The 21,204-nt window shown below is 73.0% G+C and carries 23 protein-coding genes; 15 read left to right on the plus strand and 8 right to left on the minus strand.

The window, feature by feature from the left end; translation table 11 throughout:
* The first annotated feature begins 125 nt into the window (after window positions 1-125).
* The 3 genes from ACWDXC_RS37790 to ACWDXC_RS37800 are packed head-to-tail and all read left to right on the plus strand — an operon-like array spanning window position 126 to window position 3,107.
* Entirely contained in the window at window positions 126-1,829 is a 1,704-nt protein-coding gene (locus ACWDXC_RS37790; RefSeq protein WP_449990480.1) for a tetratricopeptide repeat protein, read from the plus strand.
* 12 nt (window positions 1,830-1,841) lie between these two features.
* Complete coding sequence (locus ACWDXC_RS37795) at window positions 1,842-2,294, plus strand: hypothetical protein (RefSeq protein WP_449990483.1); 453 nt, start codon at window positions 1,842-1,844, stop codon at window positions 2,292-2,294.
* 30 nt (window positions 2,295-2,324) lie between these two features.
* Window positions 2,325-3,107 (plus strand): hypothetical protein, encoded by a 783-nt coding sequence (locus ACWDXC_RS37800; protein ID WP_449990486.1) that lies wholly within the window; start codon window positions 2,325-2,327, stop codon window positions 3,105-3,107.
* Here the strand turns inward: ACWDXC_RS37800 and ACWDXC_RS37805 are convergent.
* From ACWDXC_RS37805 to ACWDXC_RS37815, 3 genes are read right to left on the minus strand one after another with little or no spacing between them, the layout of a single operon-like run.
* On the minus strand, window positions 3,089-3,535 hold the full coding sequence (locus ACWDXC_RS37805) for an NUDIX hydrolase (RefSeq protein WP_449990488.1): 447 nt from the start codon (window positions 3,533-3,535) through the stop codon (window positions 3,089-3,091). The two genes, ACWDXC_RS37800 and ACWDXC_RS37805, sit on opposite strands and share 19 nt — an antisense overlap.
* Window positions 3,536-3,539: 4 nt before the next feature.
* Window positions 3,540-4,172 carry a DUF47 domain-containing protein gene (locus ACWDXC_RS37810; protein ID WP_219504010.1) on the minus strand — a complete coding sequence of 211 codons (633 nt, stop codon included), beginning with the start codon at window positions 4,170-4,172 and terminating at the stop codon, window positions 3,540-3,542.
* Window positions 4,169-5,113, minus strand: coding sequence for an anion permease (locus tag ACWDXC_RS37815; protein WP_449990491.1), 945 nt, complete (start codon window positions 5,111-5,113; stop codon window positions 4,169-4,171). The genes ACWDXC_RS37810 and ACWDXC_RS37815 overlap by 4 nt, the downstream gene beginning before the upstream one ends.
* A gap of 95 nt (window positions 5,114-5,208) precedes the next feature.
* Between ACWDXC_RS37815 and purU the strand changes: the two genes are divergently transcribed.
* The 9 genes from purU (at window position 5,209) to ACWDXC_RS37860 (ending at window position 12,139) form a co-directional block, all read left to right on the plus strand.
* The gene (purU, locus tag ACWDXC_RS37820) at window positions 5,209-6,060 is read left to right on the plus strand and encodes a formyltetrahydrofolate deformylase (RefSeq protein WP_449990494.1); all 852 of its coding nucleotides are present in this window, start codon (window positions 5,209-5,211) and stop codon (window positions 6,058-6,060) included.
* 35 nt (window positions 6,061-6,095) lie between these two features.
* Entirely contained in the window at window positions 6,096-6,959 is an 864-nt protein-coding gene (locus tag ACWDXC_RS37825) for an SDR family oxidoreductase (RefSeq protein ID WP_219504016.1), read from the plus strand.
* A gap of 60 nt (window positions 6,960-7,019) precedes the next feature.
* A complete protein-coding gene (locus ACWDXC_RS37830) occupies window positions 7,020-7,406 on the plus strand; it encodes a hypothetical protein (protein WP_449990497.1) in 387 nt (128 codons plus the stop codon).
* A 12-nt stretch (window positions 7,407-7,418) separates the two neighbouring features.
* Window positions 7,419-8,819, plus strand: coding sequence for an ATP-binding protein (locus tag ACWDXC_RS37835; RefSeq protein ID WP_449990500.1), 1,401 nt, complete (start codon window positions 7,419-7,421; stop codon window positions 8,817-8,819).
* Complete coding sequence (locus ACWDXC_RS37840) at window positions 8,816-9,478, plus strand: response regulator transcription factor (RefSeq protein ID WP_219504024.1); 663 nt, start codon at window positions 8,816-8,818, stop codon at window positions 9,476-9,478. Before ACWDXC_RS37835 ends, ACWDXC_RS37840 begins: the two co-directional genes overlap by 4 nt.
* An 87-nt stretch (window positions 9,479-9,565) precedes the next feature.
* Window positions 9,566-10,078 (plus strand): hypothetical protein, encoded by a 513-nt coding sequence (locus ACWDXC_RS37845; protein WP_449990504.1) that lies wholly within the window; start codon window positions 9,566-9,568, stop codon window positions 10,076-10,078.
* Between the two features lies 1 nt (window position 10,079).
* On the plus strand, window positions 10,080-10,640 hold the full coding sequence (locus tag ACWDXC_RS37850; RefSeq protein ID WP_449990506.1) for a class F sortase: 561 nt from the start codon (window positions 10,080-10,082) through the stop codon (window positions 10,638-10,640).
* A 159-nt stretch (window positions 10,641-10,799) separates the two neighbouring features.
* A complete protein-coding gene (locus ACWDXC_RS37855; RefSeq protein WP_449990602.1) occupies window positions 10,800-11,351 on the plus strand; it encodes a DUF4956 domain-containing protein in 552 nt (183 codons plus the stop codon).
* Window positions 11,348-12,139, plus strand: a complete 792-nt coding sequence (locus ACWDXC_RS37860; protein ID WP_449990604.1) for a polyphosphate polymerase domain-containing protein — start codon at window positions 11,348-11,350, stop codon at window positions 12,137-12,139. The genes ACWDXC_RS37855 and ACWDXC_RS37860 overlap by 4 nt, the downstream gene beginning before the upstream one ends.
* A gap of 18 nt (window positions 12,140-12,157) precedes the next feature.
* Here the strand turns inward: ACWDXC_RS37860 and ACWDXC_RS37865 are convergent, their stop codons facing one another.
* Window positions 12,158-14,212, minus strand: coding sequence for a prolyl oligopeptidase family serine peptidase (locus ACWDXC_RS37865; RefSeq protein WP_449990508.1), 2,055 nt, complete (start codon window positions 14,210-14,212; stop codon window positions 12,158-12,160).
* Window positions 14,213-14,504: 292 nt separating this feature from the next.
* Here ACWDXC_RS37865 and ACWDXC_RS37870 point away from each other — a divergent pair, with 292 nt between their 5' ends.
* From ACWDXC_RS37870 to ACWDXC_RS37880, 3 genes are all read left to right on the plus strand, one after another.
* Window positions 14,505-15,011, plus strand: a complete 507-nt coding sequence (locus tag ACWDXC_RS37870) for an HNH endonuclease (RefSeq protein WP_219504114.1) — start codon at window positions 14,505-14,507, stop codon at window positions 15,009-15,011.
* 113 nt (window positions 15,012-15,124) lie between these two features.
* The gene (locus ACWDXC_RS37875) at window positions 15,125-15,928 is read left to right on the plus strand and encodes a GNAT family N-acetyltransferase (protein ID WP_449990511.1); all 804 of its coding nucleotides are present in this window, start codon (window positions 15,125-15,127) and stop codon (window positions 15,926-15,928) included.
* 9 nt (window positions 15,929-15,937) lie between these two features.
* The gene (locus tag ACWDXC_RS37880) at window positions 15,938-16,147 is read left to right on the plus strand and encodes an FmdB family zinc ribbon protein (RefSeq protein ID WP_219504038.1); all 210 of its coding nucleotides are present in this window, start codon (window positions 15,938-15,940) and stop codon (window positions 16,145-16,147) included.
* A gap of 9 nt (window positions 16,148-16,156) precedes the next feature.
* On the opposite strand, the gene ACWDXC_RS37885 is transcribed toward ACWDXC_RS37880, so the two are convergent.
* From ACWDXC_RS37885 to ACWDXC_RS37900, 4 genes are all read right to left on the minus strand, one after another.
* Window positions 16,157-17,032, minus strand: coding sequence for a serine hydrolase (locus ACWDXC_RS37885; RefSeq protein WP_449990514.1), 876 nt, complete (start codon window positions 17,030-17,032; stop codon window positions 16,157-16,159).
* Window positions 17,033-17,806: 774 nt separating this feature from the next.
* Window positions 17,807-18,313, minus strand: a complete 507-nt coding sequence (locus ACWDXC_RS37890; protein ID WP_357590159.1) for a helix-turn-helix transcriptional regulator — start codon at window positions 18,311-18,313, stop codon at window positions 17,807-17,809.
* Between the two features lie 71 nt (window positions 18,314-18,384).
* Entirely contained in the window at window positions 18,385-20,223 is a 1,839-nt protein-coding gene (ilvD, locus tag ACWDXC_RS37895; RefSeq protein WP_364178725.1) for a dihydroxy-acid dehydratase, read from the minus strand.
* 98 nt (window positions 20,224-20,321) lie between these two features.
* A complete protein-coding gene (locus ACWDXC_RS37900) occupies window positions 20,322-21,098 on the minus strand; it encodes a nuclease-related domain-containing protein (RefSeq protein WP_308126235.1) in 777 nt (258 codons plus the stop codon).
* Window positions 21,099-21,204: the final 106 nt, after the last annotated feature.

Here is a 21,204-nt window from a genome sequence, read left to right on the forward strand (position 1 = left end):
GATAATCGGTGGAGTGTCCGAATAATAGAATTACCCCCAGTGGAGAGGTGCACCATGAAACGCATCGCCGTCCGCAAACCCGGTACCGCGCGGTTGGGTGGGACCTCCAGCGTCATTCACAAGGGGTGATCGAGGAAAGGTCCCACCTCGAGGTCGTGGGCGGTCCGTCCGCCCGCACGCGAGAGGCGCGGCCGCTGATGCCGATGATCGACGGGCATCGGCGGCCGCGCGGTCCTTACACCGTGGGAGCGGCGCTGCTGGCCCACCTGGTCCCGGCCGTTGTGGAACGGTCCGCCGACCTGGTGGCCCGCCACGACATCGAGATCCGCGCCGTCGCGCCCGAGCTGCGGCGCCTGGTACCCGCCCGGCGGGTGACCGTCGACGCGGGCCTGCCCGAGGACGAGCGCATCCTGGTGCCCGCCCCCCGCCGCACGCTCCGGCTGGCCAACGGGATCGCCGAGTTCGTCCGTACGGCCGTGCCGCCCGGCCATGACCTGGCCGTCTGCAACGGCGACCAGGCCGACCCCACCGATGTCGAGCTGATCGGCGTGCTGATGCGCCGCGTGCCGCCCGCCACGCTGGCCATCACCCTCTACTCCGGCGGCCCCGAACCGCCTCCCGACACCCGTGACGCCGCCGAGCTGTGGACCCTCGTGGACCGGTGCGTACACGAGGGGTTCCTGCACGCGGTGGCCGAGCTCGCCGGGCGCGGGCTGACGCTGAGCGAGCCGGGCGGCGAGCAGTGGTGGCGGTTCGCGCAGCGGGCCGCGACGGCGCTCGGCGGGCTCGGGCGGCGGGAGGAGGCGCGGGAGCTGTGGGAGCAGGCCCGCCGCGCCAGCCATGACCCGGCCGTGCACGCCGCGAGCGCGTACGGCCTGGCCATGCTGGACGCCCGCGACCCCGACCCCGAGCGGCGCGACCTGGGCCGGGCCCGGGGCTGGATCAACGAGGCGATCGCCATCTCGACGCTGCTGCCCGACCCGGCGCAGCGGGCGTTCAAGCTCGGCTTCGACCGCAACGGGCTGGCGCTGATCGAGTTCAGGCAGGGGCGGCCCGACCGGGCGCTGGCGCTGGTCGAGTCGGCCATCGAGCTGGCCCGCGAGCTGGGGGAGCGGCATCCGGTGCACCGCATGGTGCTGCTGGCCAACCGGGCGCAACTGCTGGCGGCGACGGGCCGGGCCAAGGAGGCGCTGGAGGACTACGCCGCCGCGATCGCGATCGACCCGATGTTCCCCGACCACTACCTGGACCGCGGGAACCTGCTGGCCAGGCTGGGCCGCGACGCCGAGGCGCTGGCCGACTACGAGACGGCGCTGCGGGTGGGGCCGCCGCTGCCGGAGGCGCACTACAACCGGGCGGAGCTGCGCATCGCCGCCGGTGACGTGGAGGGGGCGCTGGCCGACCTGGGCCGGGTCGTCGAGCTCGACCCGTCCTTCGTGGACGCCTACGTCAACCGCGCCGGGCTGCTGGCGGCGCTCGAACGCGACGACGAGGCCAGGGCCGACGTCACGGCGGGGCTGGCGCTGAAGCCGGACAGCCCGCACCTGCTCACGGTGCTCGGCCAGCTCGAGACGGCCGCCGGGCGGCTGCCGGAGGCCAGGCGGGCGCTCGACGCGGCCATCGGCCTGGCCCCCGGGCTGGCCGCCGCGTGGGGCAACCGGGGCGTGCTCCGCTACGAGGCGGGCGACCTCGCGGGCGCGATCGCGGACCTGACCCAGGCGATCACGCTGGAGCCGCAGCCCGACCTGTACGCCAACCGCGCCGTCGCGCTGCGGGCGCTGGGCCGCACGGCCGAGGCCGAGGCGGACGACGAGCGCGCCTCCCGGTGACATCATGGCCGCATGGCAGGACGAACCGGGCGATCCGCAGGGGTGTACGCGGCACTCGGGCTCCTCTGGTGGGCCACGATCCGGCTCGCCCGGAGGGGGATGTCCTGCGGCGACTGGCCGTGCCTGGCTCCCAGCGTCGCCGCGCTCGTCCTCATCACCGCGGCGTTCCTGGCCGGAGCCGCCTGGGTGCTGGGCCGCGTGGGCGTGGCGCACGGCCGCCGGGTGGCGGTGCGGGCCGCCTGGACGCTCGCGGTGCTCCGGCTGGCCGGCGAGGCGCTGCCGTCGTGGACCGCCTCCTGGCCGCAGGCCGTCACCGCGGCGGCGGCGTTCGCGGTCGCGGGCGGCGCCGCCGGGTTCGCCACCACGCCCGGCCTGGCCGCCCGGTGGCGGCGGCTGACCGCGCTCGGGGTGCTGGCGCTGGTGCCGCTCGCCCTGATGGCGATCTGGCTCCGCGCGCCACTCTGAATGCCGCCGGAATCCGGTTACGGTGGGCGGGTGGGCTTCAACGCGCTGCTACGTGATCTGCAACGAGGAGCCGGCGCCCAGGCGGCCGGCATCAGCCGGGGCCACGGCGGCCCGCCCGCGCGCACCGTCGCCGTCAGGTCGGGGCCGCACCGGCTGCGCTGCGCCTCGCTGCTCAAGCCGCTGTACGCCTGGGTGACGGCCGGGCGCATCCCCGACGCCGAGCGCTGGCGCCGCCACGCCGAGCCTGCCGTGGTGGTCTCGTCCAACGCCGACACCCGCAGCCTGTGGCTCGCCGTCGGGCCGCTGGTCATCCTCGACGACATCTACCAGCGCACCGGCGTCGCCTGGTCGATGCACAACGGCGACCCGTCGCGGTTCGGCTCCGTCGAGGTGGCCGCCGAGGAGGTCGCTACCGCCTACGCCGCGCTCGCCCAGGCGGCGCTGGCCGGCGACCCGGTCGCGGGCGACGTGCTGGAGTGGATGCGCCGGGTGGAGGGCTCGCAGGCGTTCGGCGCGCGCGAGGTGCTGGAGGCGCCGGAGGCCGGGGTCAAGTGCGGCTGGTTCGGCGAGCCGGACGAGACGTGCCTGCGCACCCACGCGGTCGCCGTGCTGCCCAGCGGCGGCACCCGGGCCACGGTCGTGGTCGCGCTCACCGCCCAGCCCTACACCGACGCGCACGAGCGCGAGACCTACCACGCCAGGGCGGCCGACGGGCAGCCGGTCGAGGGCGAGCACGAGCGGATAGCGGGGCCGCTGCTGCGCGCCCTGATGGCCGAGACGCTGGCCGAGCTGGGCTACCGCGACACGCCCTGACCCAGCTCGGCGACCACCGCGGCCAGCGTGGGCGGGTCGACCCGCTCGGGCAGCTCCCGGGCCCACAGGTGGCCGAGGTAGGCCTCGCGCTCCTCCGGGGTGAGCCCGCGCGGCTCGACCGGGGGCCGGGCGGCGTCGAAGCGCGCCAGGAAGAACGCCTCGGTTTTGACGTAGCGCACGCCCAGCCAGGTGAAGTCGCGCTCCACGGGGACGTGCCGGTCCAGCACGGCCGAGCCCGGCAGCCCGGTCTCCTCGGTCAGCTCCCGCCTGGCCGCCTCCAGCGGCGTCTCGCCCGGGTCGAGCCCGCCGCCCGGCGGCTCCCACACGTCCTGGCCGCTGACCTTGTCGTACCAGTGCATGAGCAGCACCCGGCCGTCGCGGTCGAGGCAGACGACCCGGGCGGCGGGGCGGTCGCTGGTGAGCTCCATCCGGTCAGCGTTTCATGGCTCCGTCCGCTATGGCATCGGCAGCCTCGCTGATCGCGATGCCGACGATCTCCAGCCGGCGGACGAGCTCGCGCTCCTTCATCGCCTCGGCCGTCAGCTCGCCGGAGAAGATGCGCGAGATCTCGTACTGGTACATGCGCCGGATCGCGCTGCCCGTCTTCTTGGCCTCCAGCGCGTCCTGCACCACGGCCGACGGGCTGGAGACCAGGTCGCGCACCGCGTTCTCCAGCGCGTCGATGCCGACGATGACCTGGTCGAGCAGGGGCGTGAAGCGAATCTGGTCCTTCACCTGGTACAGGTGCGACTCGCGGACGAAGTCGCGCAGCGAGTCGAGCACGTCGTCGATCGAGCGCGACAGCCGGAACAGGTCCTCCCGGTCGATGGGCGTGACCAGGGCTGACTTGAGCTCCTCTACCAGGCGGCGGCGCTCCTCGTCGCCCAGGTGCTCGATCGAGCGCATCTGCTCGTGCGCGCCCGTCCTGCCCACCTCGCCGCCGATCATCGCCATGGCCAGCCAGGCGCCCTCCTTGGTCGCCGCCAGCTGGCCGAGCAGCGCTTCGGACAGCGCGCTGTCCATCCGCCCGGCCAGCAGGTCCCGGATCCGGCGCAGCCGCCTCACCCCGCAACTCCCTTCGCCGCGTACGCCGCCAGTGCCGCGAGCGCCGCGCTGGCCGGCAGCGTCAGCAGCCACGCGGTCACGATCTTGACGGCGGCGTACCAGCGGACCCGGCCGCCGCCGTGGTTGACTCCGGCGCCGATCAGCCCGCCGGCGATGGCCTGGGTCATGCTCACCGGCATGCCGAGGGCCGAGCAGCCCAGCACCGCGGCCCCGGCCGACAGCTCCGCCGACACCCCGTGCAGCGGGCGGAAGGCGATGATCTCCCGGCTGAGCGTGCGGCCCGCCTTGGGCAGGCCGTACAGGGCTCCGAGGCCGAACAGGACGGCCACCAGCGACGTGTACGGCAGTGGCGCGCCGGAGAAGCCGAGCGCGATCATGAAGACGGCCAGCATCTTCTGCCCGTCGTTGGCCGCGTACGCGACGGTCTGGAGCAGGAAGCCGGCCCGGTGCCAGTTCCACAGGCCGCGCGCGGTGGTGAGCTTGAGCAGCACCACGGTCATCGCCCAGGCCAGCAGCCCGCCGACGACGGGGGCGGCCAGGCCGAAGGCGAGCACGAGCGCGACGGACCCGCCCGAGACCGGCAGCCCCCAGCCGAGCCCGGCCCCGGTGAGGCCGCCGACGACGGCCAGCGTGAGGCTGGTCGGCCGGCCCTTGGCGCTGAGCACGAGCACCACGGTCAACGCGCTGAGCACGGCGATGATGGTGGCGATCCGGCCGCCGGGGCCGTCGAAGGTGGCCAGCCGCGTCACGAACGTCAGCGCCACCTGGTGCGTGACGAGCGGGACGAGCGCGACGAGCACGACAAGCGTGAGGATGCCCGTGACGGGCCGGACCGTGGGCAGCTTGAGGCCGGTGGCCAGCAGCGCCCCGCCGTCGTTCATCCCGGTCACGACGGCGAACAGGCCCGCGATCGCGACCAGCACCACCGCGTCGAGCGGCACACACACCCCCTGGCAAGAAACGTCCGTAATGTCCTAATACCTACCCAAGATCGGGTGGATCAGCGCACCCGCCCGGCCGGTAGGCTCTGACCACCATGAACGCTGCCGAATACGTCCTCACGCTGTCCTGCCCGGACCGCCCCGGGGTGGTGGCCGCCGTCGCCGGCCTCCTGGCGCGGCACGGCTGCAACATCACCGAGAGCCAGCAGTTCGGCGACCGGGAGCAGGCGCGCTTCTTCATGCGCGTGCAGTTCACCGCCACGCTGCCCGGCGACGAGGTGCGCGCCGCGTTCGCCGCGCTGGCGCCGGAGTTCGGCATGCAGATCCAGCTCCGCGACACGGCCACCAGGCCGCGCGTGCTCATCATGGTCAGCAAGTTCGACCACTGCCTCAACGACCTGCTCTACCGGGTGCGCTCCGGCAGCCTCGACATCGAGATCGCCGCCGTCGTGTCCAACCACCCCGACCTGCGCCCGCTCACCCAGTCGCACGGCATCGACTACCACCACCTGCCCGTCACCCCCGACACCAAGCCCAGGCAGGAGGCCGAGGTGCTGGCGCTGGTCGAGCACTACCGGATCGACCTGGTGGTGCTGGCCCGCTACATGCAGGTGCTGTCGGAGGACCTGTGCGCCAAGCTCGCCGGGCGGGCGATCAACATCCACCACTCGTTCCTGCCGTCGTTCAAGGGCGCCAGGCCCTACCATCAGGCCCACGGGCGCGGCGTCAAGCTCATCGGCGCCACCGCCCACTACGTCACCTCCGACCTCGACGAGGGGCCGATCATCGAGCAGGAGGTGGCCAGGGTCAACCACAGCCACTCGCCCGAGGACCTGGCCGCCATCGGCCGCGACGTCGAGTGCACGGCCCTGGCCAGAGCCGTGAAATGGCACGCCGAGCAGCGGGTTCTTCTTGACGGACACAAGACCGTCGTCTTCCCCCGCTGACGTTAACCGGCCGCCGGAGGGGGCACGGCGACGGCATGCCAGAACAACCGAACTCCACGCCGCCGGCCCAGGACCAGCCCTACCCCGGACACACCGGGCAGATGGCGCCCGAGCCGCGCGACGAGATGCGCGGCTACACCGGCCGCGGCCTGCTCGACGGCAAGCGCGCGCTGGTGACCGGGGGCGACTCCGGCATCGGCCGGGCGGTCTGCGTCGCCTTCGCCAAGGAGGGCGCCGACGTCGCCATCGCCTACCTGAGCGAGCACGAGGACGCCAACCACACCAGGAAGCTCGTCGAGGAGGCCGGGCGGCGCTGCGTGCTCATCCCCGGCGACCTCGCCGACCGCGACAACTGCCTGCAAGCCGTCGAACGGGCCGTCTCCGAGCTCGGCGGCCTGGACATCGTCGTCAACAACGTCGCCTACCAGGCCCCGGTCGACTCGCTCGACGAGCTGACCGACGAGCAGTGGGAGCACACGTTCGCCGTCAACATCCACAGCTACTACCGGGTCACCAAGGCCGCCCTGCCGCACCTGCGCGAGGGCGCCGCCATCATCAACACCTCCTCCATCAACGGGCTGCGCGGCAACAAGACGCTCATCGACTACGCCGCCACGAAGGGGGCGATCAACGCCTTCACCTACTCGATGGCCCAGAACCTGGTCGAACGCGGCATCCGGGTCAACGCCGTGGCTCCCGGCCCGGTCTGGACCCCGCTCATCCCCGCCACGTTCCCGCCGGAGAAGGTCGACGAGTTCGGCAAGCAGGTGCCGATGAAACGGGCGGCCGACCCCGACGAGATCGCGCCCTCGTACGTCTTCTTCGCCGCCGAACGGCTCTCCTCGTACTACACCGGCGAGATCCTGGCGCCGATCGGAGGGGAGACGCTGCCCGGCTGATGAGAGTTTTCTCATCAGAGCCTCAGACTCGTCTCCTCGGAAGACGGCATGCTCGGTGCCATGAAACGTCGAGCACCCCTGGTCATGATCGTGGCCGGCGTGGTCCTGGCCGGGTTCATGGTGTACGGGTTCACGCTGGCCGCGGGCAGCGGGCCGGAGCTGGGCGGTCCCGTCGTCGTGTCGCGCAGCGCCGGCTCGGAGGGCGCCGCCACCCCGGAGCGGACCGCGGCGCCGCAGCCGGCCCCGGAAACCACGCCGGAAGCCACGCCGGAGGCGACCCGGGAGACCACCCCGGAGGCCACGCCGGAGGGGACCCCCGCCGGGACGCCCGAGCCGGCGGCCTCGCCGTCCAAGCGCAAGACCAAGGCCGAACCGGTCAGACCGCCGTCACCCAGACCAGGGGGCGACGACGATGACGATGACGACGGCGGCGATGACGACGACTGATCAGGCTCCGGCATGCGCGTGACCGCCAGGGGCCGGATCGTGGGCTGGATGCTCGCGGTCGTCGGCCTGGCCCTGTTCGTCTCCATCTTCGCCACCTGGACCATCCTGCTCAACCGGCTCGACGGCCGGATGGAGTCCGAGCTCAGCAACGAGGCCGAGAAGCTGCGCCGCTACGCCGTCACCGCGCTCGACCCGCAGACCGGGCGGCCGGTCGACGACGTGGCCAAGCTGATGTCCGGCTACCTCGCCTACAACCCGCCCGACCGGTGGGAGACGTTCTTCAGCATCGTCGACGGCGCCCCCGACAAGGCCAGCGGCGTCACCCCGCCCGCCACGCTCGACAACGACGCCGCGCTCGTCGCCAAGCTGGCCACCGCGACGGAGCCGGTCGACGGCAGGTGGGAGAGCGCCGCGGGCGCCGTCTGGTACGCGGTCATCCCCGTCACCGTGGCCGGCGACCCGCGCCAGGGCCACTTCGTCATCGCGCTCTTCTACGACCAGCACCGCGACGACACCATGGACGCCATCCGGGTGCTGTCGCTGACCGCGCTGGGCGCGCTCGCGCTGGCCGGCACCGCCGGCTGGTTCGTCGCCGGCCGGGTGCTCGCCCCCGTCCGGCTGGTGCGCCAGACCGCCGAGCAGATCAGCGACTCCTCCGACCTGACCCGGCGGCTCGACGTGCCCGGCAACGACGACGTGGCCGCGCTCGCCGCGACCTTCAACCACATGCTCGACCGGCTTGAACAGGCGTTCGCCGTGCAGCGCCACTTCGTCGACGACGCCGGGCACGAGCTGCGCACCCCGATCACCGTCATCCGCGGCCACCTGGAGCTCATGGGCGACGACCCGGCCGACCGGGCCGAGACGCTCGCCCTGGTCACCGACGAGCTCGACCGCATGAACCGCATGGTCGACGACCTGCTCACCCTCGCCAAGGCCGAACAGCCCGGCTTCCTCGACGTCGACGAGGTAGAGCTGGCCGACCTCACCGTCAGCGTCGTCGCCAAGGCCCGCGCGCTGGGCGAGCGGCGCTGGCGCGTCGACGAGGTGGCCGAGGCCCGCATGCCCGCCGACCGGCAGCGGCTCACCCAGGCCCTGATGCAGCTCGTCGCCAACGCCGTCCGCCACACCGGCGACGGCGATCTCATCGCCGTCGGCTCGGCCGTCCGCGGCTCCTCGGTGGAGCTGTGGGTACGCGACAGCGGGCCCGGCGTGCCACCCGCCGACCGCGAGCGCATCTTCCGCCGGTTCATGCGCGGCTCCGGCCGCACCGGCGGGCACGACGGCGCCGGGCTCGGCCTGGCCATCGTCACCACCATCGCCGAGGCGCACGGAGGCACCGTCAAAGTGGTGGACGCCCCCGGCGGCGGGGCGTGTTTCGTCATGACCATTCCGCTCCGGGAGATGCTGTGAACCGCATTCTGATCGCCGAGGACGAGGCCAGGATCGCCTCCTTCCTGGAGAAGGGGCTGCGCGGCAACGGGTTCGTCACCGCCGTCGTCGAGGACGGCGTCGCGGCCTACGACGTCGCCAGCAGCGGCGCGTTCGACCTGCTCATCCTCGACATCGGGCTGCCGCTCAGCGACGGGTTCACCGTGCTGCGGCGGCTGCGCGAGGCCAAGGTCGCCATCCCCGTCATCATCCTGACCGCCCGCGACAGCGTCACCGACACCGTCGCCGGGCTGGAGGGCGGGGCCGACGACTACATCGCCAAGCCGTTCGCGTTCGAGGAGCTGCTGGCGCGGGTCCGGCTGCGGCTGCGCGCCGACCGGGCGCCCGAGGTGACCGTGCTGCGCGTCTCCGACCTGGCGCTCGACCTGCGGACGCGGCGGGCGTACGTGGGGGAGCGGTCGGTGGACCTGTCCACGCGCGAGTTCGCGCTCGCGGAGGTGTTCTGCCGCCACCCCGACCAGGTGCTGACGCGCGAGCAGCTGCTGAGCCACGTGTGGGGGTTCGACTTCGACCCCGGCTCGAACGTGGTCGACGTGTACGTGCGCTACCTGCGGCGCAAGATCGGCGCCGACCGGATCGAGACCGTCCGGGGCACCGGCTACCGGCTGCGGGCTTCGTGACAGGTCTCTCATGTGGTGCTCACGGTGGGCCAACCGGTGCGCCGGAAGGTGGAGACGTCCACAGGAACGGCTCCACAGGAGGCACCGATGGTACTGGCACTACGGCGGCTGATGCTCGCCATCGCGATCGTGTCCGGGCTGGGCATCGCGGGCATGTCGCTCGCCGCTCCCCACGCGCTCGCCGCGAGCACCGCGTACGTCGCCGCTGACGACGGCGACGACGACGGCGACGACGGCGGCGACGACGACGGCGGCGACGATGACGACGGCAGCCGTCCCCGTGGCGGCGTCGACACCGGGCAGGGCGGCACGGTCCGCGACGACGATGATGACGACCGGCCGCGCGGCGGGGTCGAGACCGGGGCGGGCGGCACGGCGAAGGCCGATGACGACGACGACCGGCCGAGCGGGGGCGTGGAGACCGGGGCGGGCGGCACGGCGGCCGTCGAGGGCGACGCCACCTGGTCGATCGACCAGCAGCCCGTGTCCGCGCAGAGCGCCGACGGCTCCGACGTCACGACCGTCCTGCTGGCCCTGGGCGGCATCAGCCTCCTGCTGGGCGGCGCGTACCTGGCGTCCCGGAAGCTGGGTGGGAGCTGAGGTGGCGGCGCGACGGACGCGGGCCGCACTCGCCGCGGGCGTCATCGCCGTGACGGCCGCCGCCTCGCCCGCCGGTGCGGCGGGCACGACACTCCCACAGGCCGGTCCGGTGGTCGCCGTGGCGGACGCGGCGAACCCGGTCCGGTTACGCATCCCGGCCATCGGCGTCACCACCCCGGTCGTCCCGCTGCGCCTCGACGCAAGAGGGCGGCTGATGGCGCCCGAGCGGTTCGACCGGGCGGGCTGGCACCGGGCCGGGCCCGAGCCGGGGGAGAAGGGCGTGTCCGTGATCGCCGGCCACGTCGACTCCCGCACCGGCCCCGCCGTCTTCTACCGGCTGCGCGAGCTCAGGCGGGGCGCGCGCGTGCACGTCGACCGGGCCGACGGCACCACGGTGACGTTCACGGTCACCGGCCAGGCCCGCTACCCGAAGAACCGCATCCCCGACGCGAAGGTGTACGGACCGGGCAAGGGCGCCGAGCTCCGCCTGATCACCTGCGGCGGCGCGTTCGACCGCGAGCGCCGCAGCTACCGCGACAACGTGATCGTCTTCGCGTCCTAGACATCCGCCGTGCCGCCGGGGCAGCCCCCGGCGGCACCCGCATGAGAACACCCTCACCATCGCCTCACTGACGCTTCACCGCCGCTCGCCAGGCTGTTCACCGACAGCTCAGAAAGACGGAGGAACACCTTGCGGGCGACCACGATTCTCGGGTTCGCGATGGACCTGGCGGCGATCATCACGCTCGCCTACGGCCTGTACTTTCGCCGGCATCACCGGCGCGACCTGCTGTTCGCCTACGTGGCGCTGAACGTGGGCATCTTCGCCGTGGTGTCCCTGCTGCTCGTGCAGCGGGTGGACCTGGCGGTCGGGTTCGGCCTGTTCGGCGTGCTGGCGATCATCCGGCTCCGCTCGGACGAGATCACCCAGGAGGAGATCGCCTACTACTTCGTGGCGATCGCGCTCGGCCTGGTGAACGCCATCGCCGCGACCTGGCCGCTGACCGCGCTCTTCCTGGACGTGGTGCTGCTGACCGTCATGTACGTGGCCGACCACCCCAGGCTGCTGGGCCGCACCCGCCACCAGGTGGTGACGCTGGACGTCGTGCACTCCGACCCGGCCCTGCTCCGCGCCGACCTGGAGAGCCGGCTCGGCGCCCAGGTGCTGCAGTGCTCCGTCACCCAGGTGGACTACGTCAGGGACGTGTCCGTGGTCGACGTGCGCTACCAGGTGCCGCAGCCGCGCGGGACGAAGGCGGGGGCGTGGCGATGACGGACGCGGGGATCGTGCTCGCCGGGGTGGCCGCGGGGCTGCCGCCGGTCACGCTGGAGGAGGTCATGGCGACCTCCCGGCTGATGTCCCGGGTGGACCGCAAGTATCTGGTGAGCGCCGCCACGATGGCCCGGCTCGCGGCCGAGCTCGGCGACCGGTTCGCGGTGCTGCGGATCGGCGGCCGGCGCCAGTTCCGCTACACCTCGACCTACTTCGACACCCCCGACCTGCTCACCTACCGCCAGCACCGGCAGGACCGCCGTCTGCGCTACAAGATCCGTACGCGCACGTACCTGGACGGCGGCGGCCGGTGGCTGGAGGTCAAGCTCAAGGGCGTCTCGGGCAGCACCGACAAGCACCGCATCCCGTACGACACGGGCCCGTCCGACGCGCTCACCCAGGAGGCGCTCGACTACGTCGCCGACACGCTGGCGGGCGGGCTGCGGCTGGCCAGGCCGGAGTCGCTCGGGCCGGTGCTGTCCACCGACTACCGCCGGGTGACGCTGGTCGACCGCTCCGGCTCGGCCCGGCTCACCTGCGACACCGGCCTGGTCTGCGGCGACGGGCGGCGCGCCCTGGCCACCCGCCACGACCGGGTGCTGCTGGAGTCGAAGTCGGCGGGCGGCGACGCGGCGGCCGACCGCATCCTGCGCCGCCTGGGCGTGCGGCCGGTCAGCGTCAGCAAGTACTGCCTGGGCGTGGCGGCGCTGCACGGCGTCACCGCCAACCCGTGGCACCCGGTGCTGCGCCACTACTTCCCCAGGCAGCCCGCCCGTCAGGGACGGTAGCGGGCCTGGGCGTCCCGGCTACAGGCGCAGGTGCTTGGCCAGGAACGTGAGCGTGTCGGCCGACAGGTCGACGCTGCGGCTGATCGAGCGGGCGCCGTGACCCACCTCGGTCTCGTTGCGCAGCAGGATCGGCCGGTCACCCGTGGACGCGTGCTGCAACGCCGCGCACATCTTCCACGCGTGAAGGGGATGCACACGCGTGTCGGACTGGAAGACCGTGAACAGCGTCGCCGGATAGTTCACCGACTCCACGACGTGATGGTAGGGCGAGTAGGCCAGCAGCCAGCGGAACTGCTCGGGGTCCTCGGCGGACCCGTACTCCACGTTCCACGTCGCGCCGAGGCCGAAGCGCTCGTACCGCACCATGTCGAGCAGCGGCGCCGAGCAGACGGCCGCCGCGTACAGCTCAGGACGCTGCGTCAGCGCGGCCCCCACCAGCAGGCCGCCGTTGGAGCCGCCCGAGATGCCGAGCCGGTCGGCCGTGGTCACCCCGGTCGCGATCAGGTGCTCGGCCGCCGCGTGGAAGTCGTCGAACACGTTCTGCTTGTTGCCGAGCATGCCCGCCCGGTGCCAGTCCTCGCCCTCCTCGCCGCCGCCGCGCAACTGGGCGATGGCGTAGACGCCGCCCGCCTCCACCCAGGCCAGGATCGAGGCCGAGTAACCAGGCGTCATCGACAGCCCGAACCCGCCGTAGCCGTACAGGATGGTCGGGCGCGGACCCGAGCCGGACACCGGCGAGATCACCAGCATGCGCACGTCGGTGCCGTCCTGCGACCGGTAGACCACCTGCTCGGTGCGGACCGGCGGCACCTCGACCGCGCCCGGCGAGGCCGCCCACAGCGTCGTCTCGCCCGTGCGGGCGTCGTAGCGCTGGATCGACGGCGGCGTGGTGTTGTCGGTGTAGCCGAACCACGCCTCGTGGCCGCCCTCCGGCCGCTCGGCCAGGCCGCCGATCGTGCCCAGGCCCGGCGTCGGCACCTCGCCCAGCCGCTCGCCCGTCTCCAGGTCGTGCACGGTGATCTCGCTGATCGCGTGGCGCGTCCAGCTCACCAGCATGACCGGGCGCTCCAGGTCGTCGAGGATCGCGAAGTCCGCCAGCACCGCCTCCGGGTCCTGCGGGATCAGGTCACGCCAGCCCTCGAACCCCGGCTCGGCCGGATCGGCGACGCACACCCGGGCACGCGGCGCGTCACGGTCGGTGTGCACGTACAGCCGGCCGTCGCGGCCGAACACCAGCCCCGTCTGCGCGTCGACGCCCTCCTGGACCACGCGCAGCTCCGGCCGCTCCGGCGGCGAGAGCGTCAGGTCGGCCACCCACAGGTCGTTGCGCGGCGCCGTGCCCTCGCTGGCCGACACCTGCAGCCAGCGGCCGTCACGCGACACCGAGACGCCGTAGTAGTTGGTCATCTTCATGCCCTCGCCGAAGATCAGCACGTCGTCCTCGGTGGACGTGCCCACCCGGTGCAGGTAGACGCGGCGGTGGAACTGCCGCTCGTTCTCCGGCACCTCCGTGGCGGGCAGCCGGCGCACGTAGTAGTAGGCCTCGCCGCCCGGCAGCCACGCCACCGGCGAATAGCGGCACCGGTCGATCGGCCCCTCGACGCGCTCGCCCGTCGCCACGTCCAGCACGTACAGGACCGACTCCTCGGTGCCGCCCACCGAGATCTGGTAGGCCAGCAGGCGGCCCTCCTTGTCGGGCTGCACCGTGTCGAGCGTCGTCAGCCCCGTCGGGTCCAGCGCCATCGGGTCGACCAGCGCCCGCTCCGCGCCGTCGCCGTCGGCCACGTAGTAGACGGCGTGCTCCTGGTCCGGCGTGCGGCGGCTGAAGAAACGCCGCTCGCCCCGCCACGCGGGCGTGCCCACCGACCCCGAACGCAGCAGCTCCCCGATGCGCTCCTTGAACCGCTGCGGCTCCGCCTCCCGCTTGAACAGCTCAGCCTGCGCGAGCAGCCATCTCTCCGTCTCCGGGCTGTCCGGATCCTCCAGCCAGCGGTACGGGTCGGGCACCGGCGTGCCGTGGACCAGATCGACGGTCTCCTCGCGGGGGGCGGCTGGATAGGGCTCTCGCGTCATGCTCGAACCCTACGGCAACGGCGAACGCTCCGGGGATGGCGTAAAGCCCAGGTGATGCGGGCATAAAACGTACCGTGCGTCCCTCTGGTCATTCCGGCTGGAGGTTAAGGGGTGGCGGGGACCACGCGGGAAACGCCAGACTGCTGACAGGACGGTGCCGTGGTGTCCATCCGCTGGACCGTCCGGCGGAGGTCCACGTGACGGTAACGTCCAAGCCCCAGGAGGGGCGAATAGCCGGGACATGCCACGGCATGTCTCCTCTGGTTCGCGCGCAGCGGGGAGAGGCCCGATGATGCGCCAGGTTCTGCTGCTGAACGCCACCTACGAGCCCCTGACCACGCTCTCGCTGCACCGCGCCATCGTGCTCGTGCTGCGGGAGAAGGCCGACGTCGTGCACCGCGACGGCCGCGGCGCCGTGCTGCGCTCCGCGACCTGCACGCTCGACGTGCCCTCGGTGATCAGGCTCAGACGATACGTCCGCATCCCCTACCGGTCCCGGATCCCGCTGACCAGGGCCGCCCTCATGCGGCGCGACGACTACCGCTGCGCCTACTGCGGGCAGCGGGCCGAGACCATCGACCACGTCATCCCCAGGTCCAGGGGCGGACCCCACTCGTGGGAGAACTGCGTCGCCTCGTGCTCGCAGTGCAACCACCGCAAGGCCGACAAGTTCCTGGAGGAGCTGGGGTGGACGCTCCGCGTCGCCCCGGCGGTGCCACGGGGCGCCCACTGGAGGCTCATCGGCGCCTCGCTCGTCGGCGACCCCCAATGGGCGCCCTACCTGGAAGCGGCGGCATGAGCCCCCTGCGCGCCCTCGCCCCGCCCTGACGGCTTGCACTGACGGCTTGCACTGACGGTCTGCACCGGCGCCCTGCACTGACGGCTTGCCCTGCGCCCTGGCACCATGCACGCATGTGGACCATCACGACCGACGTCGAGGCCTACGCCCGCGAGGCCGAGCCGTTCCTGCTGACCGACCCGGTCGGCAACACGGTGCTCCTCACCGTGCTCGCCGACCTGAGGCAGGGCATGCCCGCCGACGGCGCCCGCTTCGGCTGGTGGACCGACGGCGGGCAGGTGCGGGGTGCGGCCTTCCACACCCCGCCCCGGCCCGTCTGCCTCGGCCTCATGCCCGCCGAAGCCGTCCCCCCGCTGGTCGAGGCGCTCGGCGGCGACATCCCCGAAGTCGTCGGACCCCTCGAACTCACCCGGGCCGTCGCCCGCGCCCTCGGCCGCACCGGCGACGTGCTCGCCGAACGCCTCTACCGGCTCGGCACCCTCACCACCCCCGGCGTGCCCGGCGCCGGCCGCCTCGCCACCGGCGCCGACCTGCCCGTCCTCATCGCCTGGACCCAGGCGTTCTTCGCCGAGGTGCGGCTCAACGCCGGCGAGGACCTCGTCACCCACACCGCCCGGCGGCTCGCCGCCCGCGAACTGTTCCTCTGGGAGGACGACGGCGCCCCCGTCTCGCTCGCCGCGCTCTCACCCGCCGCCGGCGGCGTCTGCCGCATCGGCCCCGTCTACACCCCGCCGTCCCGGCGCAGACGAGGGTACGGCGCCGCCGTCACCGCCTTCGCCAGCCGCACCGGCCTCGCCGAACGCTGCGACCAGGTCGTCCTGTTCACCGACCTGGCCAACCCCACCAGCAACGCGATCTACCGCTCGATCGGCTTCGAACCCGTCTCCGACTACGCCCAGGTGACCTTCCAGGCTTAACCTGGTGGCATGCCGCGATACGACTACCGCTGCCGCGCCTGCGGCTCCACGTTCGAGCTGTCCCGCCCCATGTCGGCCGCCGACGACCCGGCCACCTGCCCCGACGGCCACGCCGACACGGTCAAGCTGCTGTCCACCGTCGCCATGACCGGCTCCGCCGCCACCCCCCGCCCCACCGGCGGAGGCGGCGGCTGCTGCGGAGGCGGCTGCTGCGGGTAACCCCCACGGTCACAGCGCCGACGCCGTGACCGCCCCCACGGCCAGCTCGGCGACATGCTCCACCGTCGCCACCCCCGTCTCCATCGTGGGGCTGCGCTCCGACAGCACCGCCACCAGCACCTCGTGCCCGTGCACCACGAGCCGCCCCACGCTGTTGACCGTCCACAGGCCGTCGTGCGCGTCGGCGGGCAGCCAGCCGTTCTTCAACGCCACCCGCTTGCCCGCCGCGCTCACCCCCCACGCCTGCGACGGCTCCACCGACGACATCAGCCCCAGCGCGTACCGCCGGTTCGCCGCCGACACCGGCCCCGCCGGATCGGTCAGCCGCTCCAGCACCCGCACCTGATCCGACGCCCGGCTCAACGTCGCCCCCCAGTACAGGCCCGCGCCCGGCGTCGTGTGCCGCACCCCCTGCGCGTGCAGCATCCGGGCCAGGCCCCGCCGCCCGCCGATCGTCAGATACAGCTCGTGCGCGCAGTCGTTGTCGCTATAGCGGATCATGCGCGAGGCCAGCGTCCGCTCGTACGCGTCGAGCCCGCGACGCTCACGCTGCCGCCGCAGCAGCAACGCCAGCAGGATGTCCACCTTCGCCACGCTGGCCAGCATGAACGGCTCCCGGTCCCGGAACGCGTACCGCACGTTCGCCGTCCGGTCGAACACCGCCACCGCCACCCGGCCCGGCCGGCCCGCCACGTACCGGCCCAGCGCCCGATCCAGTCGCTCCCGCTCCCGCGCCGGCAACGCCCCCTCGGCCACCACCACCCGGGGGACCTGCTGCGCCACCACCCCCTGCGCGACGGCACGCGGCGCCCCGGCCCGCCCCTCGGCGCAACCAGACACGACGACCAGCAGGACGCCTATCAGCGAGATCCCCCGAGCGCGCATGCACGCGAGCCTGCCACCCCCGATGCCAACCCCCGGGGTCCCCAACGGTCAAGCCACCCCCACGTTTCCCCCCACCCGTCTTCTTCCTCGACGGGCCCCACCCCCCGTGCGCCCGGCCCGGACGACCACCGGAGAGGGAGCCCGAGCCTCGGACGGGGCGGCACTTACGGCAGAGGGCTGGCAGGGCGACCGCCTCCAGAGAAGCCCACTCGGAGGGGCGTTCCGGGGAAGGGCCGCTCCCCGGGAAAGGACCGCCTCCGCGGCCCGCGCCCCGGGCGGGGGCGGGCGCTCTCGACCGAGGGCCACGGCAGGGTTGCCGCCTCCGAAGGGCCCACGCGAAGGGACGCGCGCAGCAGGGCCGTTCCGGGGCAGGGCCGGTTTCTGGGGGAGTGCCGCCGTCTGCGGTCCCCGCCTCGGGCGGGGGCTGCGCTCACGGCAGCGGGCTGACGGGGAGGCCGCCTCCGCAGGAGCCCGTGCGCCGGGAGCCGCGCGGAGGAGCCCGCGCGGACGGGGCCGCACGGACGGGCCGCACGGCGGGGGACCGTTCCGGGGCAGGGCAGTTCCCCGGGGCAGGGCCGCTCCCCGGGGAGCGGCCCTCGTCTGGGGCCGGGCCTGTGGGGGCGGGTGGCGCGGACGGCGGGAGGCTCCGAGAGGGAGGGGCCACCCGAGCGGGACCATCCCAAGGGGTCCAGCAACGGCTGCCCCGGCTGGGCGTCACGTCCGAAAGGCTGCGGCGCGCCTGAGGTGGGCGCGCCGCAGCACAAGGCAGGACCGTCAGGCCGGGATCTGGGTGGGCCTGGGGCGCTTGCGGCGCTGGAAGGGGAGGAAGCGGTCGGCGAGGTGGGGGCGGGAGGGGGTCAGGGTGGGCTCGACGGCGATGATGCGGTCGAAGCGGAACGCCCTGATGCCCCGGCGCATCCGGCAGACGCCGACGAGGTACCAGTGTTCGCGGTGCACCAGGCAGGTGACGGGCTCGACGTCGCGGCTGGTGACGGTGCCGGAGGCGTCGCGGTAGTGGAGGCGGACCATCATCCGGCTGGTGATGGCGTCGGCGATGAGCCGGGCGCGGGAGGCGACGTCGACGGGGAGCGGGTCGGTGAGGGTCGCGAGCGTGGTCGCGATGACGGCGTCGTCGAGGTCCAGATGGTCGAAGGCGTGCTGGAGGCCGCGCCTGGCGGTGACGGCCTGGGGGCCCGATCCCAGGTGTGCGAGGGACAGGGCGAGGGCGGCGATCTCGGCGGTCGTCAGCGGGCGGGTCTGGGGCTTCACGACTGTAGCCATACCCCAAGAATAGGTAACGCCACCGACAGTTTTCGAAAACCTGTACGGCATCGCCGTACAGGTTGACGAGGTCAGCGGGAGAGCTGCGACAGGTCGCGGGACGCGCCGGTGGAGGCGGACGTGGTCATGGCCGCGTACGCCTGGAGAGCGGCGCTGACCGGACGCTGGCGCTCGCGCGGCCGGTAGCCGCCGAGGTCGGCGAGCAGCCGTTCGCGGCGGGCGGCCAGCTCGGCCTCGGGGACGCGCAGCTCCAGCTTGCGGGCCGGGATGTCGATGTCGATCAGGTCGCCGTCCTCGACGAGCGCGATCGCGCCGCCCTCGGCGGCCTCGGGGGAGGCGTGGCCGATGGACAGGCCCGAGGTGCCGCCGGAGAAGCGGCCGTCGGTGACGAGCGCGCACGCCTTGCCCAGGCCCTTGCCCTTGAGGAACGAGGTCGGGTAGAGCATCTCCTGCATGCCGGGCCCGCCCTTGGGACCCTCGTAGCGGATGACCACCACGTCGCCCTCCTTGACGCGCCCGCCGAGGATGCCGTCGACGGCGTCCTCCTGCGACTCGAACACGACCGCGGGCCCGCTGAACTTCCAGATCGACTCGTCGACCCCGGCGGTCTTCACGACGGCGCCGTCGCGCGAGATGTTGCCGTAGAGGACGGCCAGGCCGCCGTCGGCGGTGTAGGCGTGCTCCAGGTCGCGCACGCATCCGGCGGCGCGGTCGAGGTCGAGGTCGTCCCAGCGGTTGTCCTGCGAGTAGGGCTTGACGGTGCGGACGTTGCCCGGCGCGGCGTGCCACAGCTCGACGGCCTCGGGCAGCACGGTCGGGGAGGCCGGGTCCCAGGCGGCGAGCGTCTCGCCGAGGGTGCCGCCGTTGACCGTGGGCACGTCGCGGTGGAGCAGCCCGGCGCGGTCGAGCTCGCCGAGGATGGCGGGGATGCCGCCGGCCCGGTGGACGTCCTCGATGTGGTACTTGTTCGTCGCCGGGGCGACCTTGCACAGGCACGGCACGCGCTGCGAGATCTCGTTGATCTCCTTGAGCCCGAAGTCGACCTCGGCCTCGCGGGCGGCGGCCAGGATGTGCAGGATCGTGTTGGTGGAGCCGCCCATCGCCACGTCGAGCGCCATCGCGTTCTCGAAGGCGTCGCGGGTGGCGATCGAGCGCGGCAGCACCGACTCGTCGTCGTCCTCGTAGTAGCGCCGGGTGATCTCCACGAGCGTGCGGCCGGCGTCCTCGAACAGCTGCTTGCGGCGCTTGTGCGTGGCCAGGATCGTGCCGTTGCCGGGCAGGGCCAGGCCCATCGCCTCGGCCAGGCAGTTCATGGAGTTGGCGGTGAACATGCCGGAGCACGAGCCGCAGGTGGGGCAGGCGTTCTCCTCCAGCTCCAGCAGCTCGGCGTCGGACACCGACTCGTCGGCGGCGGCGATCATCGGGTCGATGAGGTCGAGCTTGCGGCCGGGCGTCTTGCCCGCCTCCATCGGCCCGCCGGAGACGAAGACCGTGGGGATGTTGAGCCGGAAGGCGGCCAGCAGCATGCCCGGCGTGATCTTGTCGCAGTTGGAGACGCAGATCAGCGCGTCGGCGCAGTGGGCGTTGACCATGTATTCGACGGCGTCGGCGATCAGCTCGCGCGACGGCAGCGAGTAGAGCATGCCGCCGTGGCCCATCGCGATGCCGTCGTCGACGGCGATCGTGTTGAACTCGCGCGGGATGGCCCCCGCCTCGCGGATCGCCGCGGACACCACGTCACCCACGTCGCGCAGGTGCACGTGACCGGGGACGAACTGGGTGAAGCTGTTGGCCACCGCGATGATCGGTTTCCCGAGGTCGCTCCCGGCTACGCCGGTCGCCCGGAGCAGGGCCCGGGCACCGGCCATGTTCCTGCCGTGGGTGACTGTACGTGACCTGAGGGCGGGCATCGGCGTTCTCCCATCGCTAGCGTCTACACATGGTACGGCCAACCGCTCGGTAGCTGAGACGGTTGTCCACAGCGCGGACACCAGCGACGGGTGGAGTGTCAGCCCTCGCCGTAGCGCGGAGGCAGCACCTGCTCGGCGATCTCGTAGATCCGGTCGATCTCCGTGTCGGTCAGCGCGCGCTCCCGCTTGGTGATCCACCTGCGGGCGCGGCCGCCCTCGTAGACGTCGACGCCCCGGATCGTCATGATCTTCCAGGGCACGGGCGGGCCGTAGATCGCCAGCGACGGCGTGACCGAGACCTCCCGGCCGTAGGACTTGCTGATCAGCTCGCTGGCCTGGGCGGCCTCCCACTTGGCCTCGGTGATGCGGGGCTTCATGTCGAACGGGCCGTGGAAGAGCTTCTTGCCCATCTGGACCCGTACGGGAAGGCGCTTGTCCCACTTCTCCGAGTCGACCGCGTAGACGCCCGTGGGGCCGACCACGAGGTGGTCGATCTGCGCCTCGCTGCCCGGGATCGCCCTGGCGTGGAGCGTGCGGTAGCCGCCGCGCTCCAGCTTGCGCAGCTGGGCCTCCGTGCGGCGCTCGGCCACGGAGGACCGCCGCCACGCCGGCACCGTCGAGTTGGAGCGGGCCCGGTAGACCGTCTCCAGGATCGCCGCGACCACGGCCGCGGTCGCGCCCGCGCGCCAGTCGCTCACCAGGAAGCCCACGACGACGCCGACCGCGAGCGCCACCAGCGCCCTGTTGCGCAGCCGGCGGAACCTCGGCTGCTGCAGCAGGCTGCGCACGGACGCGCGCTCGACCGGCGCGAACGTGGAGGTGGGCGCCGAAGGTTTGGCGGCGGCGGTCTGCTCGCTTTCGGGTCTGTCGCTCACCCAGATGGGAGAGGTGCTGTGACCGTCTTCACGCTGAGGGTCGGAGTCCACGCAACTCACCGTAGCCCGAGGTTTCGATCGATTCCTAGTGTTGCCTTGTCCATAG

This window comes from Nonomuraea sp. NPDC003214 (assembly GCF_053590035.1).

Bases quoted from the DNA above. Each gene is read 5' to 3' on its own strand.
- ACWDXC_RS37795 (WP_449990483.1), top strand. From the start codon at position 1,842: ATGGCAGGACGAACCGGGCGATCCGCAGGGGTGTACGCGGCACTCGGG.
- ACWDXC_RS37875 (WP_449990511.1), top strand. From the start codon at position 15,125: ATGTGGACCATCACGACCGACGTCGAGGCCTACGCCCGCGAGGCCGAG.
- ACWDXC_RS37885 (WP_449990514.1), bottom strand. From the start codon at position 17,032: ATGCGCGCTCGGGGGATCTCGCTGATAGGCGTCCTGCTGGTCGTCGTG.
- ilvD (WP_364178725.1), bottom strand. From the start codon at position 20,223: ATGCCCGCCCTCAGGTCACGTACAGTCACCCACGGCAGGAACATGGCC.
- ACWDXC_RS37845 (WP_449990504.1), top strand. From the start codon at position 9,566: ATGGTACTGGCACTACGGCGGCTGATGCTCGCCATCGCGATCGTGTCC.
- ACWDXC_RS37805 (WP_449990488.1), bottom strand. From the start codon at position 3,535: ATGGAGCTCACCAGCGACCGCCCCGCCGCCCGGGTCGTCTGCCTCGAC.
- ACWDXC_RS37865 (WP_449990508.1), bottom strand. From the start codon at position 14,212: ATGACGCGAGAGCCCTATCCAGCCGCCCCCCGCGAGGAGACCGTCGAT.
- ACWDXC_RS37890 (WP_357590159.1), bottom strand. From the start codon at position 18,313: ATGGCTACAGTCGTGAAGCCCCAGACCCGCCCGCTGACGACCGCCGAG.
- ACWDXC_RS37835 (WP_449990500.1), top strand. From the start codon at position 7,419: ATGCGCGTGACCGCCAGGGGCCGGATCGTGGGCTGGATGCTCGCGGTC.
- ACWDXC_RS37855 (WP_449990602.1), top strand. From the start codon at position 10,800: ATGGACCTGGCGGCGATCATCACGCTCGCCTACGGCCTGTACTTTCGC.
- ACWDXC_RS37870 (WP_219504114.1), top strand. From the start codon at position 14,505: ATGCGCCAGGTTCTGCTGCTGAACGCCACCTACGAGCCCCTGACCACG.
- ACWDXC_RS37880 (WP_219504038.1), top strand. From the start codon at position 15,938: ATGCCGCGATACGACTACCGCTGCCGCGCCTGCGGCTCCACGTTCGAG.
- purU (WP_449990494.1), top strand. From the start codon at position 5,209: ATGAACGCTGCCGAATACGTCCTCACGCTGTCCTGCCCGGACCGCCCC.
- ACWDXC_RS37830 (WP_449990497.1), top strand. From the start codon at position 7,020: ATGAAACGTCGAGCACCCCTGGTCATGATCGTGGCCGGCGTGGTCCTG.
- ACWDXC_RS37825 (WP_219504016.1), top strand. From the start codon at position 6,096: ATGCCAGAACAACCGAACTCCACGCCGCCGGCCCAGGACCAGCCCTAC.
- ACWDXC_RS37860 (WP_449990604.1), top strand. From the start codon at position 11,348: ATGACGGACGCGGGGATCGTGCTCGCCGGGGTGGCCGCGGGGCTGCCG.